This is a genomic window from Chitinophaga deserti (assembly GCF_003149455.1).
GTDB classification, from domain to species: domain Bacteria; phylum Bacteroidota; class Bacteroidia; order Chitinophagales; family Chitinophagaceae; genus Chitinophaga; species Chitinophaga deserti.
Genome location: NZ_QFFK01000016.1, coordinates 69,831 through 86,067, shown reverse-complemented (window position 1 = coordinate 86,067; position 16,237 = coordinate 69,831). Strand labels below are relative to the sequence as shown.

At 52.0% G+C, this 16,237-nt stretch carries 14 protein-coding genes and 1 other RNA gene; 5 read left to right on the top strand and 10 right to left on the bottom strand.

Annotation, left to right across the window (positions count from 1 at the left end; genetic code table 11):
• Positions 1-460 precede the first annotated feature (460 nt).
• Positions 461-985, bottom strand: a complete 525-nt coding sequence (locus tag DEV76_RS25225) for a histidine phosphatase family protein (RefSeq protein WP_109700735.1) — start codon at positions 983-985, stop codon at positions 461-463.
• A 366-nt stretch (positions 986-1,351) separates the two neighbouring features.
• On the opposite strand from DEV76_RS25225, the gene DEV76_RS25220 reads away from it, so the two are divergent.
• On the top strand, positions 1,352-3,025 hold the full coding sequence (locus DEV76_RS25220) for a S8 family peptidase (protein WP_198652237.1): 1,674 nt from the start codon (positions 1,352-1,354) through the stop codon (positions 3,023-3,025).
• Between the two features lie 71 nt (positions 3,026-3,096).
• On the opposite strand, the gene rnpB is transcribed toward DEV76_RS25220, so the two are convergent.
• From rnpB to bioD, 9 genes are all read right to left on the bottom strand, one after another.
• Positions 3,097-3,470, bottom strand: an RNA gene (gene rnpB / locus DEV76_RS25215) — RNase P RNA component class A.
• Positions 3,471-3,495: 25 nt separating this feature from the next.
• On the bottom strand, positions 3,496-4,515 hold the full coding sequence (locus tag DEV76_RS25210; protein WP_109700734.1) for a Smr/MutS family protein: 1,020 nt from the start codon (positions 4,513-4,515) through the stop codon (positions 3,496-3,498).
• A 36-nt stretch (positions 4,516-4,551) separates the two neighbouring features.
• On the bottom strand, positions 4,552-5,001 hold the full coding sequence (locus tag DEV76_RS25205; RefSeq protein WP_109700733.1) for a DoxX family protein: 450 nt from the start codon (positions 4,999-5,001) through the stop codon (positions 4,552-4,554).
• 95 nt (positions 5,002-5,096) lie between these two features.
• Positions 5,097-6,749, bottom strand: coding sequence for an amino acid permease (locus DEV76_RS25200; RefSeq protein WP_109700732.1), 1,653 nt, complete (start codon positions 6,747-6,749; stop codon positions 5,097-5,099).
• Between the two features lie 84 nt (positions 6,750-6,833).
• The gene (locus DEV76_RS25195) at positions 6,834-7,805 is read right to left on the bottom strand and encodes a polyprenyl synthetase family protein (RefSeq protein ID WP_109700731.1); all 972 of its coding nucleotides are present in this window, start codon (positions 7,803-7,805) and stop codon (positions 6,834-6,836) included.
• A gap of 1 nt (position 7,806) precedes the next feature.
• Positions 7,807-9,888, bottom strand: a complete 2,082-nt coding sequence (gene rnr, locus DEV76_RS25190) for a ribonuclease R (protein WP_109700730.1) — start codon at positions 9,886-9,888, stop codon at positions 7,807-7,809.
• A 24-nt stretch (positions 9,889-9,912) separates the two neighbouring features.
• Positions 9,913-11,013, bottom strand: coding sequence for a tetraacyldisaccharide 4'-kinase (lpxK, locus tag DEV76_RS25185; protein WP_232827042.1), 1,101 nt, complete (start codon positions 11,011-11,013; stop codon positions 9,913-9,915).
• Positions 11,006-11,599, bottom strand: a complete 594-nt coding sequence (locus DEV76_RS25180; RefSeq protein ID WP_109700729.1) for a 5-formyltetrahydrofolate cyclo-ligase — start codon at positions 11,597-11,599, stop codon at positions 11,006-11,008. The genes lpxK and DEV76_RS25180 overlap by 8 nt, the downstream gene beginning before the upstream one ends.
• Positions 11,596-12,237: a dethiobiotin synthase gene (bioD, locus tag DEV76_RS25175; RefSeq protein WP_109700728.1), complete on the bottom strand. Its 642-nt coding sequence runs from the start codon at positions 12,235-12,237 to the stop codon at positions 11,596-11,598. Before bioD ends, DEV76_RS25180 begins: the two co-directional genes overlap by 4 nt.
• Before the next feature lie 63 nt (positions 12,238-12,300).
• On the opposite strand from bioD, the gene DEV76_RS25170 reads away from it, so the two are divergent.
• The 4 genes from DEV76_RS25170 to fbaA all read left to right on the top strand — a co-directional run bounded on the left by DEV76_RS25170 (position 12,301) and on the right by fbaA (position 16,206).
• On the top strand, positions 12,301-13,659 hold the full coding sequence (locus tag DEV76_RS25170; RefSeq protein ID WP_109700727.1) for a pyridoxal-phosphate dependent enzyme: 1,359 nt from the start codon (positions 12,301-12,303) through the stop codon (positions 13,657-13,659).
• 2 nt (positions 13,660-13,661) lie between these two features.
• Entirely contained in the window at positions 13,662-14,438 is a 777-nt protein-coding gene (locus tag DEV76_RS25165; protein ID WP_109700726.1) for a helical backbone metal receptor, read from the top strand.
• An 81-nt stretch (positions 14,439-14,519) separates the two neighbouring features.
• On the top strand, positions 14,520-14,960 hold the full coding sequence (locus tag DEV76_RS25160) for a QcrA and Rieske domain-containing protein (RefSeq protein WP_157963109.1): 441 nt from the start codon (positions 14,520-14,522) through the stop codon (positions 14,958-14,960).
• A gap of 178 nt (positions 14,961-15,138) precedes the next feature.
• Positions 15,139-16,206: a class II fructose-bisphosphate aldolase gene (fbaA, locus tag DEV76_RS25155; RefSeq protein WP_109700724.1), complete on the top strand. Its 1,068-nt coding sequence runs from the start codon at positions 15,139-15,141 to the stop codon at positions 16,204-16,206.
• The last annotated feature ends 31 nt before the right edge of the window (positions 16,207-16,237 follow it).

Genomic DNA, 16,237 nt, shown 5'->3' with positions numbered 1-16,237 from the left:
CGCAAGCCAAGTAACTGTAAAGCGAAAACAGTGTTTAACGACAATGCTGTCAAGCCAATCCCGTACTTAACCCCCTAACCCTGTAAAGTTTTTTCAGTGTAAGACATACTACCTCCGGACTGCCTTTGAACTGCCTTTAGACCCTGGTTACACTGCGGTCAGACAGCCTCTACACTGCCTTACACGGCCTTTAGCCGTCTTCCGGCAAGCATGCAGCATAACATCAGGCTTACTGGCGAAGCCTAACAGTTTGTGGCATAAAATGCCCTTTAGCTTGAAAATGGGTGGAAAGGTGACAGTCGTGCTGAGAAAAGGTGTGCGGGAAACACGGAAAGAAAAGTGTGACAGGCTAAGTGAAGTAGCGGGGTTGGAGAACCCCGCTTTTTCGTTAAACGGAAACCATGCTTATGAGAAAGCGTGAACTGCAGAGATGCAGATTTCACACTCTCTGAGCCAAATATTACACTTTTTTTTGAAAATTCATATTCAACTTTTGTGCTACCGCTTCCCCTTTATATAAAATGTTGACGATCAACACCTCTCCAAACACGCCTGTATTGGGTTTCAGCGATTTTCCGTGTATTCCGAGCATCTTTGACATTTTTTCGATGCTGCCCGGATTTGCGCATACCACTATCGTTTTGCCCTCATTTTTCTCAACCATCACCCACAGGATATGGTCCATCACTTCCTCATCATCAAAACAGGCATCCCGGAAGTACGTAACCTTCTGCCCGCGCGACTTTGCCAGCGGTTCAACCGTTTGCATAAGACAGGGTTTGTAGGGGGAATACACAGCATTAACCGACTCGTTTTCAAGGAACCGGACCAGCAATGCGGCCTGATCGCGGCCGGTGGGCGTCAGCTGCCCGTTTTCCTGCTCGGCACCGTTTACGAAAATGACCGTGGTTGGACCACTGCCTGGCTGCCCTTCATGGGGCTTACCAACCCAAAGGGTCAGCATCATCAGAATTGTTTTAAACATGGCGGATGTTTTTGGTTTATAAAAAGACCTTACATAAAGTCGTTTGTGTTTTAGTGAAGGAAATGTTAAAAAGGATGCATATTTCAGCGAAAAGGAGATCTTTGCGCCTTTGTGTCAAAAGCATAAGGTGAAATTACACCGTCTGTTCAAGGCTTTCCGGGAGATGTGACCAATGGAATAATCCATGTGACGAATTGGCTGGGCTGGATAAGCCGGGCGACTGTAATTACCATGTAAAAGTTCAACCAATGGTCCGCCTGCTGCGCCACTCACCACATCGAGGTAGCTGTTATAACGCATTTACAATATCTTTAACGAATTGCGGTACTTGAATTGCAAACCAATCTGGAAAAATTGAATACTAAAATGAAAAGCATCTGCAGAGCCCTGGCCGTTGGAGCAAGTGTAGCCATGTTGATTTCTTCCCCCGGGTACGGACAATCCAAATCCTCCGTTCCCCAAAACTGGCAGTTGCTGAGTTACGGAGCCGACAGCCTCTATGGCATCGGTGTTGAAAAAGCATACCGCGAACTCTTAGCAGGCAAAACCGGTAAAACCGTGATCGTTGCCGTTATCGACTCCGGGGTAGACACTACACATGAAGACCTCCGGTCTATTCTCTGGAAAAATCCCAAAGAAATTCCCGGCAATAACATCGACGACGATGGCAACGGGTATGTAGACGATATCTATGGCTGGAACTTCCTCGGCGCCAAAGACGGATCTTCCGTTAAAGAAGACTCCGATGAGGCCACCCGCGAGTTTTACCGCTACAAGCGCCTGTATGGCAACCCGGATTCTGCCCTGCAGCCCGGCTCTAAGGAATATGCTTACTGGACCCGTCTGAAAGACCGCAGCCAGAAGCCTTCCACACAGGCTAAAACCGATTACAAGATGATGCTCAAAGTACAGGAGAACCTCCTGAAATGCGAGACCGTCCTCACCGAATACCTCAAAACGAACGATTTCTCCAAAGCACAGCTCGATACCCTGCGCTCCGGTGATTCAGACGTGATGTTCGCTCGCGGCTTTGCCCTGCGCCTCCTTGGCAGCACCGGCGAAGACGGCGCTACCTACCAGGGCCTGAAAAACGATCTGGCCGAATACATCAAGGAACTGAAGAAGAAAGCCGAAGTAACCGGCGCGGAACCAACCGATAAGCGCAGCACCATCGTGGGCGATAACCTGAACGATATCAACGACCGCTACTACGGTAACTCCGACGTAATGGGCCAGTTCGCCTTCCACGGTACACACGTATCCGGCATCATCGGTGCCGTACGCGGTAACTCTACCGGTATGGACGGTGTAGCCGATAACGTTCGCATCATGACCGTTAAAGTGGTTCCAGAAGGCGATGAGCGTGATAAAGACGTGGCACTGGGCATCCGTTATGCGGTAGACAATGGTGCGCAGATCATCAATATGAGCTTCGGTAAAGGCTTCTCTCCCCAGAAAGCATGGGTAGACGACGCTATCCGTTATGCACAGGAAAAAGGTGTACTGCTCGTACATGCCGCAGGTAACGACGGCGCCAATAACGACCAGACCGAGAATTACCCGAAAGATACTTTCGAAGACGGTAAAGAAGCCGATAACATGATCACCGTAGGTGCTTCCGGCAACGGGCGTACCGGCAGCAAGATTGCAGGTTTCAGCAACTATGGCAAGAAGGAAGTAGACGTGTTCGCCCCCGGTGTGCAGATCTACTCTACCGTACCCGGCGGTGATAAATACGGCAGTGCAAGCGGTACCTCCATGGCATCGCCAGTGGTAGCCGGTCTTGCAGCCATGATCCTCTCCTACTACCCCGACCTGAGCGCGCGGCAGCTGAAGCAGATCATTGAAAAATCTGCCACACCCGTTCCCAATGGTGAGAAAGTAAACAAGCCCGGTACCAAAGATGAGGAAGTGGATTTCTCCGAACTTTCTAAATCCGGCGGTATCGTGAATGCTTACGAAGCACTGAAGCTGGCGGCTAAAACCAAAGGCGAGAATGCTAAGAAGAACAACGCTAAGGTGAAGTTGAAAAAAGACTGATCCCGGTAAGGCATAAACGAAAGCGGGCGCACCCTTATGGATGCGCCCGCTTTTTTTGTTTCGTGAATACGTCACCCGGCGAGTTTGTAAGCCGGATTCTGTGCAGCCTGTAAACAGGCGCTGCTGTCATTTATCTGCGACACACATCGCTGTGTGCCTGTATCTGCCTACCCTCGGTCATCAGGCGAGCCGCCTTCAATCGACCGTATACATGGCATTTCAGCACGCAAGGTTTACCCCCGGCCACGGTTACCCGCCACCGGCGTGGGCTCTTACCCCACGTTTTCACCTTTACCCCGGATTGCTCCGTGGCAGTTATTCTCTGTGGCACTTTCTGTCCACCCGTTGCCGGGCGTCCCACCCGTTAGGTGGTGCGTTGCCCTATGCTGTCCGGACTTTCCTTCCCCCCGGCTAAGCCGGGGAAACGACAGCACCACTGCGCCGGGTGACGTAAAAAACGAAACGCAAAATTACTTAAAAAATATCTCTGTTGCCCCGTATCCGTAGAAAGGATGGTACTGATTCACAAAGAATTTCACTTCGGGCACTGTTTTCAGGATATCGTGCAGCTCATCGCGCAGTTTGCCGGTACCTACTCCATGGATGATGATCATGCTGTGGAGGCGCTGGGAAATGGCAAGATCGAGGTAATGCTGGAACTCATTGAGCTGGATGGCCAGTATCTCCAGGTTGGAGAGGCTTTTCCAGTTGTCTGACAGGCGTTCGATGTGGAGATCAATCTCATACCGGGCATCGAGGCGCTCGGGGCTTTTCAGCTGGCGTATATCGGTGAGGGTATTGAGATTCTTCTTTTCCTGCGGGGTGAAGCCGAAATTATCGGTTTCCTGGCGCTTGGGGTAAGTGATGAAAAGCTCGTATTCGATGGTAGCCTTCCCTTCTTCCCGCACCTTTTCCAGCTGCTGGAACATTTGCTTTGCCTTCGGTTTCCAGGTTTTCTCCAAAGTGGGGGCAAGCGTAAGATCGGCCTCTTTGGGTGCAAACCTGAACTCGAAACGGGCTTTATCGTTCAGCTGGTCGAAGTTCAGATCGGCCAGGTAAATATGATGCTGTGCGGGGATTTCCTGTTTCAGCTCGAGGAACAGGGCATCTTTCAGCCATATCTCGAAGTGATAGGTGTAAGCGCGGTTGGTTTCGTTGACGAGGTGAAACTTAAGGGTATCCACCACATCATCCCACCCGTCGTGCGACCATACAGGCAGCATGGTCAGGAAAACCCCTCTTTCCGCCTTATTGGTACGCGGCTGGGGCTTTTCCTTCTTTATCTCTTCACCGGGCGTCCTTTTGGGCGCAGGTGGCGCCTGTTTCTGGGTAAAACGGTGGAAATAGGGGAAATCGATCTGATCGAGGTACACGGGGAATTTAGTGCCGCTTACCTCAACGAGCACCATTTTATCGTTGATGATATCCAGCACTGTGCCTTCTTCCTTAGAGTGGAGCAAGAGAATCTTGTCGCCTACTGTATATTTCATAGCAGGCAAAATTAAGCAAAGACATGGTAACTGCAATCAGGCGGCGCTTTTCTCCGGATGCGTGCGCATATATTCATCCACAGAAACCCTGCCGCTGCCCTCCACGAGGAAGAACAACAGGCCCAGCAGCACTACAACAGAGAGGCTCAGTTCGGGATAAACATTGAAAAGATTAGGAGTAAGATTCACGAAGAATACCGCGCCGATAAGCACCGGGAGGTTGGCGATAACGCCCACGCGGGTAAGTAATCCCAGTGCTATGAACAATCCGCCTACGGTGTGGGCAAAAACAATGTAGTGAGCCAGCCAGAACGATACCACGGTCAGAAAGGGCTGCTCCGCTATCCGGGCTTTCAGCATGTCGATATTATCAACGAACTGAATGCCTTTCCACATGAGCAATAGTCCTAACAGGATCCGTAAACCGTCCACCCATTTGGGATGATGCGTATCACCCCAGCGTTCTATACGTTGCAGGAGGTTCATAACGAAAGTTTTAGCGGTGAAAAGAACTGTACTGAAGTTACGAAAAAAGGCGGACACGATGGCCCGCCCTTTTCAGGTATCTGTTTTTCAGTGTGTTAAACGCTTTTAGCCGCCAGTTTACTTTTCCAGTAACCGTACATGAAATAAATGGCCAGTCCCACGGCCATCCAGCCGAAGAAAACCACCCAGCTGCGCACAGGTATCTCGATCATGAGATAGAGGCAGCAAAGCATCCCCAGTACCGGTATCAGCGATAAACGCTTCCAGATGGTAGCGACCGTGATCACCGTTGCGAGGATATAGAAAATTACAAACAGTACACGGTCGTGATCCAGTGCTGCAATGCCCGCGAAGCTTTCGGAGATACGGCTCCGGAAGAACCAGGAGAACAATGCAAAGATTACCGGTACCACAAACAGGCCGTTTATATATGGCAGGTTGAACTTCTTCTCCCCTTTCGCCACTTTAGGCAGCAGCAATACGCCGCCGCAAACAAGTACGAAGGCGAACAGGGTGCCGATGCTGGTAAGGTCGGTCACGATACCGCTTTCCACGAACAGTGAAGGGATGGCTACGATCACACCGGTAATGATGGTGGAGAAGCCGGGCGTATGGAACTTCGGGTGAACTTTGGCGAACTTCTTAGGCAGCAGTCCATCGCGGCTCATGCTCATCCATATACGGGGCTGCCCTATCTGGAACACGAGGATCACACTGGTTGCGGCAATTACGGCGCTGATAGAGATCACATACCCGATGGTGCGCATGTTCAGCTTATCGAACACATATGCGAGGGGGTCGCTCACGTGCTGGAACTCGCTGTAATGCACCATACCCGTGATCACCAGCGTTACGATCACATAAATGATGGTACAGATGATAAGGGAATAGATCATGGCCCGTGGCATATCGCGCTGCGGGTTAGCACTCTCCTCCGCGGTGGTGGATATGGCATCGAACCCGATATAGGCGAAGAACACCGCCGAAACGCCCATCAGCACCCCGTCGAAACCTTTAGGCATGAAGGGTTGCCAGTTTTCTGTATTGATGTGGAACACACCGATGGCGATCACCGCCAGTAGCACCACAATTTTAAGGCCCACCATGAAGTTGGCGCTGCGCTTGCTCTCATGGATACCCACGTAGGCGAGGATGGTAACGAGGATCACGATGATGAAAGCGGGCACGTTGAGGATCACGCGCCAGCTTCCGATGAAGGGAGCGGTGTTCCAGGCTTCTGCAGTAGCAGGATTGGTTAAGAAGGCTGCTTTGGCGGTATTATAATCTGTGGCCAGCCAGTCTGGCAAATGGATGCCCATGCCTTCGAGCACGTTATTGAAGTAACTGCTCCAGGAAATAGCCACCACGATGTTGCCGATGGAATATTCGAGGATTAGCGCCCAGCCAATGATCCAGGCGGCCATTTCTCCGAAAGTAACATACGAATAGGTATAGGCGCTCCCGGCCACTGGTACCCTGGAGGCAAACTCCGCATAGCAAAGCGCAGTAAAGCCGCAGGTTACGGCGGTAAGAAGAAACAGGAAAATAACAGCGGGTCCTCCGTTAAAAGCCGCCTGCCCGATGGTGGAGAAGATCCCCGCACCTATCACGGCCGCCACGCCCATCAGCGTGAGGTCACGAACAGTGAGTACCTTCTTCAGGCCTGTGGCATGCACGTCGCCGTAACCGGTTTTCGCTTCATGGAGGATGCTGGTCAGGGATTTTTTCCTGAAAAGCGATTTAGACATTTGTTGCGTTTAAGGGTTGATATTAGAAAGCCGTTAAAGACAGGAAACCTGTCAATAACGGCCAAATATAAAAATAATCCTAACTCAATGTTGCCGGACCAGCAGAAAATCAGCCAGATCGCGCAATGATTGCTTCCGGCCTGATATCACCGCTATCGCTTCCAGGTGCTCAAATGCAATACGGGAGAAGCGCTCTTTTTCCTTTTCTGCCCAGGCATCCACCTGGCAGTCGCGGAAGATCTGCAGCACGGAGGCCACTTTATCATCCGGGTTGCTTTTCAGCAGCTCATGCAGCTTTGCTCGCTGTGCAGGGTTGCACATTTCCAGCGCTTTCAGCAGCAGGAACGTCTTTTTATTGACAAGGATATCTCCCCCCTGCTGCTTTCCGAACTTATCGGGATCACCAAAGGCATCCAGGTAATCGTCCTGTATCTGGAAGGCGATTCCTACATTCTTACCGAACTCATACAGGTGCTGCTGGTTGCCATCACTGCCGCCGCCGCAGATAGCGCCCATCTGTAAGCTGGCGGCCAGCAGTACGGATGTTTTAAGGGCGATCATGTTCACGTAATCTTCATAATTCACCTGCTCGGGAGCGGTTTGCTCCATATCCATATCCAGCTGCTGCCCTTCGCATACTTCGCGGGCCGCACGGTTGAAGACGTTGATGATCTTCGTCCGGTATTTGCCCTGTATCTTGTTCAGATGGTCGTAGCTGTGGATGAGCATCACATCGCCGGCCAGTATGGCGGCGGAGTCGCTGTACTTGGTATGTACGGTAGGCATCCCCCTGCGGAGCGGGGCCTTATCCATAATATCGTCGTGAATGAGCGTGAAGTTGTGAAACAGCTCCACTGCGTTGGCTGCGTGGAAAGCATCCTGCTCCAGGGGAGCAAAAAGCTCATTGCCTAAAAGGCAAAGTACAGGACGGATGCGCTTGCCGCCGATACCCAGTATATACTGGGCCGGATCATAAAGATTTGCAGGGCTGTCGGGAAACTGTCTTTGACTGAACTGCTGTTCGAATTGCGCTGATAATTCTTTGAATGATTGCATCTTACTTCTTTTTCTTCCTTGATTTATGTTGCGGCGGCTTGCCTGTCTTTCTGTTACTGTCGCTCCGTTTGCTTCTGTCTTCTCTTTCTATCCGCTCACTGCGAACTCCTTTCTTCAAAGGCGGTAATTCCACTCCTTCTTCCACCAGGTCATAATCCAGCTGCCGTTTCGCTAAACTGGCAGCGGCCACCCGGATGGTTACTTTGTCCCCTATCCGGATGCGTTTACCGGAACGGACGCCTACCAGGGCGTACTCGGTTTCGGAATGCTTATAATCTTCCCGCAGGCCGTGAACGCTTACAAGCCCTTCGCATTTCGCATACACCGTTTCCACCCAGAAGCCGAAGTGTGCCACGCCGGAAACAATGCCTTCAAAGGTTTCCCCGATGAAGTCCTGCATGTATTCCACCTGCTTGTACTTGTTGGCTGCCCTTTCAGCATCCATGGCTTTACGTTCCATGTCCGACGAATGTTTACAGCGTTTTTCCAGCTGTTTGTCGGGCTTCACTTCTCCTGCCAGTACCTGTGCAAGGATGCGGTGCACCAATACGTCGGGGTACCGGCGGATAGGCGATGTAAAGTGGCAATAGTGTTCGAAGCCCAGTCCGTAGTGCCCGATGTTGTCTGCCGTATAAACGGCCTTTGCCATGGTACGGATGCCAAGGGTTTCCAGCACATGCTGTTCCGGCTTTCCCTTTACCAGCGTGAGCATCTTATTGAAGGATGTTGCGATGGTTTCAGGACTGGTGGCATCGAATTTATAGCCGAATTTACCAGCAAATACGGCAAATACGTGCATTTTTTCTTCATCCGGTGTATCGTGAACCCTGTAAGGGAACGGAATGGGATGGGAATTTACCTTCTGTTTAGCCACGTATTCGGCCACTGTACGGTTCGCCAGCAACATCAGCTCTTCGATCAGCTGGTGCGATTCATCGCTCTGGTTAATCTTTACGCCGATGGGTTTGGCGTTCTCATCCAGCTGAAAGCGGACTTCCTGGCTGGAGAAGTTGATGGCCCCGTCTTTGAATCGGGCAGCGCGCAGCGTTTGAGAGAGTTTATTGAGTAATAATACCTCTTCGAAGTAAGGGCCTTCACCCGTCTGGATGATCTCCTGCACTTCTTCATACGTGAAGCGGTGGCGGGAGTGGATGATAGTACGCCCCATCCAGTATTGTTTCACTTTGGCTTTATCATCCATCTGGAACACGCAGGAAAAACACAGGTGGTCTTCATGCGGGCGCAGGGAGCACAGCTCATTGGAGATCTTTTCCGGCAGCATGGGCAACACGCGGTCTGGCAGGTACACGGAAGTGGCACGGTGCTCTGCTTCCTTGTCCAGCGCGGTATTAGGCTGCACATAATGGCTTACGTCGGCAATGTGGACGCCTATTTCCAGCTGGCCGTTTTTCAGCCTGCGGATGGAAATGGCATCGTCAAAGTCGCGCGCATCTACCGGGTCAATGGTAAAAGTGAGGATCTTGCTGAAATCTTTACGGCCTTCGCGGTCTTTCGCGCTGAGGTTACCGGCACCGGGCATGGCGGCCAGCTCATCGAGCACGTCTTTGGGCCATTGCAGCGGGAAGCCGCTTTCCACGAGGATTTCCTTCATGGCCAGGTCGTTGGTGTTCGTAGCATCGAGGATCTCCACGATTTCACCTACCGGCTTGCGCGACTTTTCACCCCAGGCCACGATTTTTACTACGGCACGGTCGCCGTCTTTGGCGCCTTTGAGGGAGTTTTCGGGGATGTAGATATCCGAGAGCCCGGAGCTTTTATCCGGGATGAGGAATGCGAAAGTTTTACTGAGCTGTATAGCACCGGTGAATTCCGTCTTTTTACGTTTGAGTACATCGGTTACGTGCCCTTCCATCCGGCCCATGCTTTTGCCCTGATGGATCACATCTACGAGTACTTCATCACCATCGAGGGCAGAGCCGAGGTTTTTCTGTTTAACCATTATATCGCTCTCCAGGCCTTCCACTACTACAAATGCCATCCCTGAGCGGGTGACGTCTACAATACCTTTATAGGTCTTCTTCTGGCTGCTGGTCTTCTGTTTCTTTTCTTTTTTCTTGGTCATTTACATGATTTTAGGGTGCGGCGCTTACGCTCCCGGGGGTTCTTCGTAGGCCGCCAACAATGCGTTGTCTGTATAATTAATAATAAACCGGTTGAATTCGGCGGCTTCCCCGAAGAGGAAAGCAATTTCTACCGGTATAACGGTAAAGGGCAGCTGCATGTTCGCGATAATGTCGCGCAGCAGGTGGAGCCTCACCGCATCTTTCTCTGTGGTAACGATGTAAACCGGGCCCTGACCGTCCATTTGTTCCATTTCCCGCCTGATTTTGTCCAGGTCGCTCCGGGTATAATAGTAATGGTCGGGGAAAGACAGGAGGCTTACATGCCCGTGCTTCTGCCGCAAATGTTGTACCAGCGGTTCCGGCCGGGCGATGCCGCATACCACCAGTACCCTCGCATTTTGCGGAATATTGACTGTTTCACCCGTGAGCATATCGGCCGGAACGCCGTACTGCAGCGTGGTGAAGAACAATTGCTGATGAGGTAATGGATTGATTTCCCGGCGGATATTATCTTTTTCTGAAGCCGTTAATTCAGCCGGACATTTCGACACAATGATGCCATCGGCCCGGTGATATCCCTTTCTTCCCTCCCGGAGGCGCCCCATAGGCACCACATGATCGCGGGTGAAAAGGCGGCTGTAATCGGTCACCATCAGGTTAAGTCCGGGTTTTATAGAGCGGTGCTGGAAAGCATCATCCAGCAGGATCACCTGTGTATCGGGACGGTCGCCCAATAGCTGTGGCACTGCCAGCATCCTTTCCTCTCCCACACACACATTGATATCCGGGAATTTACGGTGAAACTGCATCGGCTCATCCCCGATATCGGCGGCGGTAGTACCGGCTCCCGCCAGCTGGTAGCCTTTAGTACGCCGGTTGTACCCCCGGCTGAGGGTGGCGGTCCGATAGCGGTCTTTCAGCAGGCGGATCAGGTATTCCACATGCGGGGTTTTGCCCGTACCACCTACAGAAAGGTTACCCACGGCGATGGTGGGAATGCTGAATTCCACAGAGCTGAGCATGCCGGCGTCGTACAGGCGGTTGCGGATCCACAGCACGAGGCCGTACAATAAAGCGAAGGGATATAAGAGATAACTAAGATATTGCCACACAGGACTATTCATTTGAATCGTTAAAGTAATAAACCTTTTCGGGAGTAACGGCTGCGCTGAGGGTAACATCCCCCTCCCAGGCGTCTGAAATGGGTTCCTCCAGCGGTCCGAACAGGCTGAGGCCTACCGTTTTAATATCCGGGCGGCACTGGCGGAGGAAACCGTCGTACATACCTTTTCCGTAACCTACCCGGTGGCCGCGACTGTCGAAAGCCAGCATGGGAACAAATACCACATCCAGCTGATCCGGGCGGATGCGTTGCCCGCTATCGGGTTCCGGGATGCCCAGGGCGTTTTCGGTCAGCATGGTGGATTCATCCCACACGAAATGCTGCATATCGCCTGTGGCAATGAAAGAGCGGGAAAGTACCAGTTTAGCTGCCGGGAAGGCCTTACGGAGCCAGTCTGCCAGGGGCCAGGTATCCACTTCCTTTTTGGCTGCAATGGGCAGAAAGAGGTGGATGTACACAGGATTACCCAGTTCAAGGGAGCGGCACCGGGCCAGCAGGGAGGCGTTAAGCCGGAGGGCTTCTTCGGGGCTGAGGGCTTTCCTTCTGGTAAGGTATGCTTTCCGGATGTCTTGCTTGTTATGGGTCATCGGCTGAGCAGTTCTAGGAGCCTTGGCTGCATGAGGCCGGCATGCAGGGCTACGAATTCAGGATTGAGCCTGCCCGCGGCAGGGATATGTGAGATGAGAGGGTATCCGCTCCATTCCACCACATCGGCTTCATTGGAATGATCCGCCCCGCTGAATATCCAGCCGGCAACGGGCACACCCGCATTCCGGAGGGCCATGGCCGTGAGGAGGCTGTGATTGATGCTGCCGAGATAGTTCTGCGCCACTACAATAACTTTAGCACCGAGGGCGCGGGCGAGATCGAGAAAGAAATAATCACCATTCAGGGGTACCATGAGTCCGCCGGCGCCTTCGATCACCAAAGGTCTGCCAGGCTGCTGCAACTGGCGCGCACGTTCCAGAATACGTTCTTCCTGCACTACTATCCCTTCGGCACGGGCCGCAAGGTGAGGCGATGCTGGCATGGCAAGGCGGTATAATTCGTCGTGAACCGTTACCTGCGGAGAGGTCAGTTCCCGCACCGTTTCGGTATCCGTTCCGTCCTCAAAGCCGGCCTGCACTGGTTTCCAGTACTGCGCACCCAGCGCTTCCGCCACACAGGCCGAAGCAACCGTTTTACCCACGCCCGTACCAATGCCGGTGATGAAGATGTTGTTCATGGTAGCAAATATAAATCATCATTCAACCAATTACCTTAAATTCGTTCCCCAAGCACCAAGATTATGAAGTACTGCGAAAATATCCTGGAAACAATAGGCCATACCCCCATGGTCAAACTGCACCGCGTAACCGCCGAACTGCCCTGCACGGTTTTAGCCAAAGTGGAATTCTTCAACCCTGGCAACTCCATTAAAGACAGAATGGCTGTACGCATGGTAGAAGAAGCCGAGCAGAAAGGCCTCCTGAAACCCGGCGGCACCATCATCGAAGGTACTTCCGGCAACACCGGTATGGGCCTTGCACTGGCAGCAGTCATCAAAGGTTACAAATGCATTTTCACCACCACCGATAAGCAGTCCAAAGAAAAGGTGGACATCCTTAAAGCCGTAGGCGCCGAAGTAATCGTATGCCCCACCAACGTGCTGCCGGAAGATCCCCGCTCCTACTACTCCGTATCAGCCCGCCTGGCACGGGAGATCCCGAACAGCTTTTACGTGAATCAGTACGATAACCTCGCCAACCGCGATGCGCATTACGAACAAACCGGCCCCGAAATATGGGAACAAACCGGCGGTAAGATCACCCACCTCGTAGTGGCCACCGGCACCGGAGGCACCATCACCGGCACCGGCAAATACCTGAAAGAACAGAATCCGGATATACAGATATGGGCGGTAGACAGCTACGGCTCCCTGCTGAAAAAGTACTTCGATACCGGCGAAATCGATATGGGCGAAGTGTATCCTTATATCACCGAAGGCATCGGGGAAGATTTTATTCCCAAGAATTACGACATGAGCGTGATCGACCACTTCGAGAAAGTAACCGATAAAGACGGTGCCGTAATGGCCAGGAGGATATCCAAAGAAGAAGGCATCTTCGTGGGATATTCCGCAGGCTCGGCCGTGGCAGGACTTAACCAGCTCAAATCACGCCTGAAGGCCGATGATGTGGTGGTGGTCGTATTCCACGATCATGGCTCCCGGTATGTAGGGAAAGTATATAACGACCAGTGGATGATGGAACGCGGTTTCCTTGATGTAAAAACCGTGCGCGATGTGGTTAATGGCCGCCGTAACCTCCCGCTGGTAACCATTTCTCCGGACGACCGTGTAAGCGAAGCCATCGGTAAAATGAAGAAATTCGACATCGAACATTTACCCGTACTTGAGCAGAACGAAATGATCGGCGCTATTTCAGAAGGCGGGCTCTTCAACAAACTGATCGACCAGCCCGAACTCAAAGAGCAACCCGTGCGCAACGTAATGCAGAAAGCATTTCCTGTTGTGGCAATGGATACACCGATTGAGAAACTCACCGTATATATCAATAAGGAAAACGGCGCCGTACTCACGCAGGACGACAGCGGCAATTTCCATATCGTCACCAAATACGACATCATCCAGGCCCTGGGCAACTGATCATGCAATTCACTGACCAGATCGGGCATACCATCACGCTGAATGCACCGCCGCAACGTATTATATCCGTGGTACCATCACAAACGGAACTCCTCTACGATCTGGGAGCCGAAGTGGCGGGCATCACCAAATTCTGCATTCATCCTCCGGCATGGTTCCGCGAAAAGCCCCGCGTTGGCGGTACCAAGCAGCTGCATATGGACCGGATAGACGCGTTACGGCCCGATCTTATTATCGCCAACAAAGAAGAGAACGAGAAAGTCCAGATTGAATCCCTCGCACAGAAGTATCCGGTATGGACCAGCAACATCCGCACGCTGGAGGAATCCCTTGAAATGATTACGCTGCTGGGTGAGGTAATTGATAAGAAAGAACCGGCAGATACAATAGCGGCACGCATTGCAAATGGGTTCACATCCGTACATCCCCTCACTCCCCAAATCCCTGTTGCCTATTTTATATGGCGCGACCCGTGGATGGTAGCAGGCGGAGATACTTTTATTAATGATATGCTGCAACGCTGTGGACTGCGGAATGTGTTTGCCGACGAGAACCGCTATCCCGTAGTTTCTCTTGCACAGCTGGCTGCCAGCGGTGTTAAGCTGGTGCTTCTCAGCAGTGAGCCATACCCTTTCAAAGAAAAACATATAGCTGAAATCAAAGAATACCTGCCCGATGCGGATATAGCGCTGGTGGATGGAGAAATGTTTTCCTGGTATGGCAGCAGGCTGCTGCATGCGCCGGCATATTTTAATACCCTCCTTAACGGTCTCCGTTAATCTTCCCTGACAGATTTTTCGTTCACAGGCAACCGCATGGCATTGCCCGCCGTAACCTTTCCGGAACAATCCAATAACATTATGGAAAGAAGAGAATTCTTGTCGGGCGTAAGCGCGACCCTGGCAGTTATTTGCGTAGGCGGACTGGCAGCCTGCGGCGGAAAGGGAGATGATCCCGGTCCAGCCAACCCTCCCGGCGGTGGCGGAGGTGGTAATCCTAAACTGACCGTTAACCTGGCTAATCAACTGACTACCGTAGGCAGTTTCACCATTGCTTCCGGCGTGGTACTCATAAGGCTGGCGGCCGGTAATGTACCCGCATCTTTCGCAGCACTGACGAGTACCTGCACACACATGGGCTGTACACTCTCCGATGTTAATGGCGGAAAGATCATTTGCGGCAGTACCTGCGGGCACGGGAGCCAGTTCAATACTGATGGTTCCGTAGCCATGGGGCCGGCCACGAATGCGCTTGCCAAATACACCGTTTCCATCAGTGGCAATACCCTTACCGTAACCTGATGCTTTTGGGCCGGCATTGCCCGCCGGCCCCTCTTTTGGTCTGGAATCCCAACTAATTTGAGTGCTCAGATGAATGAAAACAACGCCGAAGGCCCGTTTGAGGGCCGAACTTTAGAGAAATCTAAAAGTTGAAATGCCTATATTTGCTTTCCTTTAAAAATTAAAAGTTACATCGTCTATGGGAAAGTACAAAGCCGGCGTATTATTCGGCGAAGAGCTGGAAGCGCTCTACAAAGATGCCAAGGATAGCGGATACGCCATGCCCGCAGTGAACGTGGTAGGCACCGATTCTGTAAACGCCGTTCTCGAAACCGCCGCTAAGGTAAATTCTCCGGTAATCGTCCAGTTTTCTAATGGCGGAGCACAATTCTTCGCCGGTAAAGGAATGCCGAATGACAAGCTGCAGGCTAATATCGCCGGTGGTATCTCCGGTGCAAAACACGTACATGAAGTAGCAAAATACTACGGTGTGCCCGTAGTGCTCCATACCGACCACGCCGCCAAGAAATGGCTGCCCTGGATCGACGGTTTGCTGGATGCAGGTGAGAAGTTCATGAAAGAGAACGGACAGCCCCTGTACAGCTCCCACATGCTCGACCTCTCCGAAGAGCCCCTGCACGAAAACATCGAAATTTCCCGCAAATACTTCGAAAGAATGAATAAACTGGGCATGTCCATCGAAATAGAACTGGGCGTGACCGGCGGTGAGGAAGATGGTGTGGACAATTCCGGCGTGGAAAACTCCCTCCTCTACACCCAGCCTGAAGACGTGGCTTACAGCTATGAAGAGCTCCTGAAAGTAGGTACCCGCTTTACCGTGGCAGCCGCTTTCGGTAACGTACATGGCGTATACAGCCCCGGAAATGTGGAACTGCGCCCTGAGATCCTGAAAAACAGCCAGGATTATATTGAGAAAAAATTTGGTACGGCCCCTAAACCCGTATATTATGTATTCCATGGCGGTTCCGGCTCCCCGAAACACCAGATCGCAGAAGCTCTCGGCTACGGCGTGATCAAAATGAACCTGGATACCGATATGCAGTGGGCTTTCTGGGAAGGCGTGCTGAATTACTATAAGTCTAAAGAAGGCTACCTCCAGACCCAGCTCGGCAACCCCGAAGGTGCTGACAAGCCTAATAAAAAATACTACGACCCGCGCGTATGGCTCCGCAAAGGCGAGGAAACCTTCGTGAAACGCCTCGAAGAGGCCTTCCAGGACCTCAATTGCATTAACCGCAACGCTTAATTGCAGGTTACCTTATAGCCCTGAAGCCCCC

Bases quoted from the DNA above. Each gene is read 5' to 3' on its own strand.
- fbaA (WP_109700724.1), top strand. From the start codon at position 15,139: ATGGGAAAGTACAAAGCCGGCGTATTATTCGGCGAAGAGCTGGAAGCG.
- DEV76_RS25170 (WP_109700727.1), top strand. From the start codon at position 12,301: ATGAAGTACTGCGAAAATATCCTGGAAACAATAGGCCATACCCCCATG.
- DEV76_RS25165 (WP_109700726.1), top strand. From the start codon at position 13,662: ATGCAATTCACTGACCAGATCGGGCATACCATCACGCTGAATGCACCG.
- DEV76_RS25200 (WP_109700732.1), bottom strand. From the start codon at position 6,749: ATGTCTAAATCGCTTTTCAGGAAAAAATCCCTGACCAGCATCCTCCAT.
- DEV76_RS25180 (WP_109700729.1), bottom strand. From the start codon at position 11,599: ATGACCCATAACAAGCAAGACATCCGGAAAGCATACCTTACCAGAAGG.
- DEV76_RS25220 (WP_198652237.1), top strand. From the start codon at position 1,352: ATGAAAAGCATCTGCAGAGCCCTGGCCGTTGGAGCAAGTGTAGCCATG.
- DEV76_RS25195 (WP_109700731.1), bottom strand. From the start codon at position 7,805: ATGCAATCATTCAAAGAATTATCAGCGCAATTCGAACAGCAGTTCAGT.
- rnr (WP_109700730.1), bottom strand. From the start codon at position 9,888: ATGACCAAGAAAAAAGAAAAGAAACAGAAGACCAGCAGCCAGAAGAAG.
- DEV76_RS25160 (WP_157963109.1), top strand. From the start codon at position 14,520: ATGGAAAGAAGAGAATTCTTGTCGGGCGTAAGCGCGACCCTGGCAGTT.
- DEV76_RS25210 (WP_109700734.1), bottom strand. From the start codon at position 4,515: ATGAAATATACAGTAGGCGACAAGATTCTCTTGCTCCACTCTAAGGAA.
- DEV76_RS25225 (WP_109700735.1), bottom strand. From the start codon at position 985: ATGTTTAAAACAATTCTGATGATGCTGACCCTTTGGGTTGGTAAGCCC.
- DEV76_RS25205 (WP_109700733.1), bottom strand. From the start codon at position 5,001: ATGAACCTCCTGCAACGTATAGAACGCTGGGGTGATACGCATCATCCC.
- bioD (WP_109700728.1), bottom strand. From the start codon at position 12,237: ATGAACAACATCTTCATCACCGGCATTGGTACGGGCGTGGGTAAAACG.
- lpxK (WP_232827042.1), bottom strand. From the start codon at position 11,013: ATGAATAGTCCTGTGTGGCAATATCTTAGTTATCTCTTATATCCCTTC.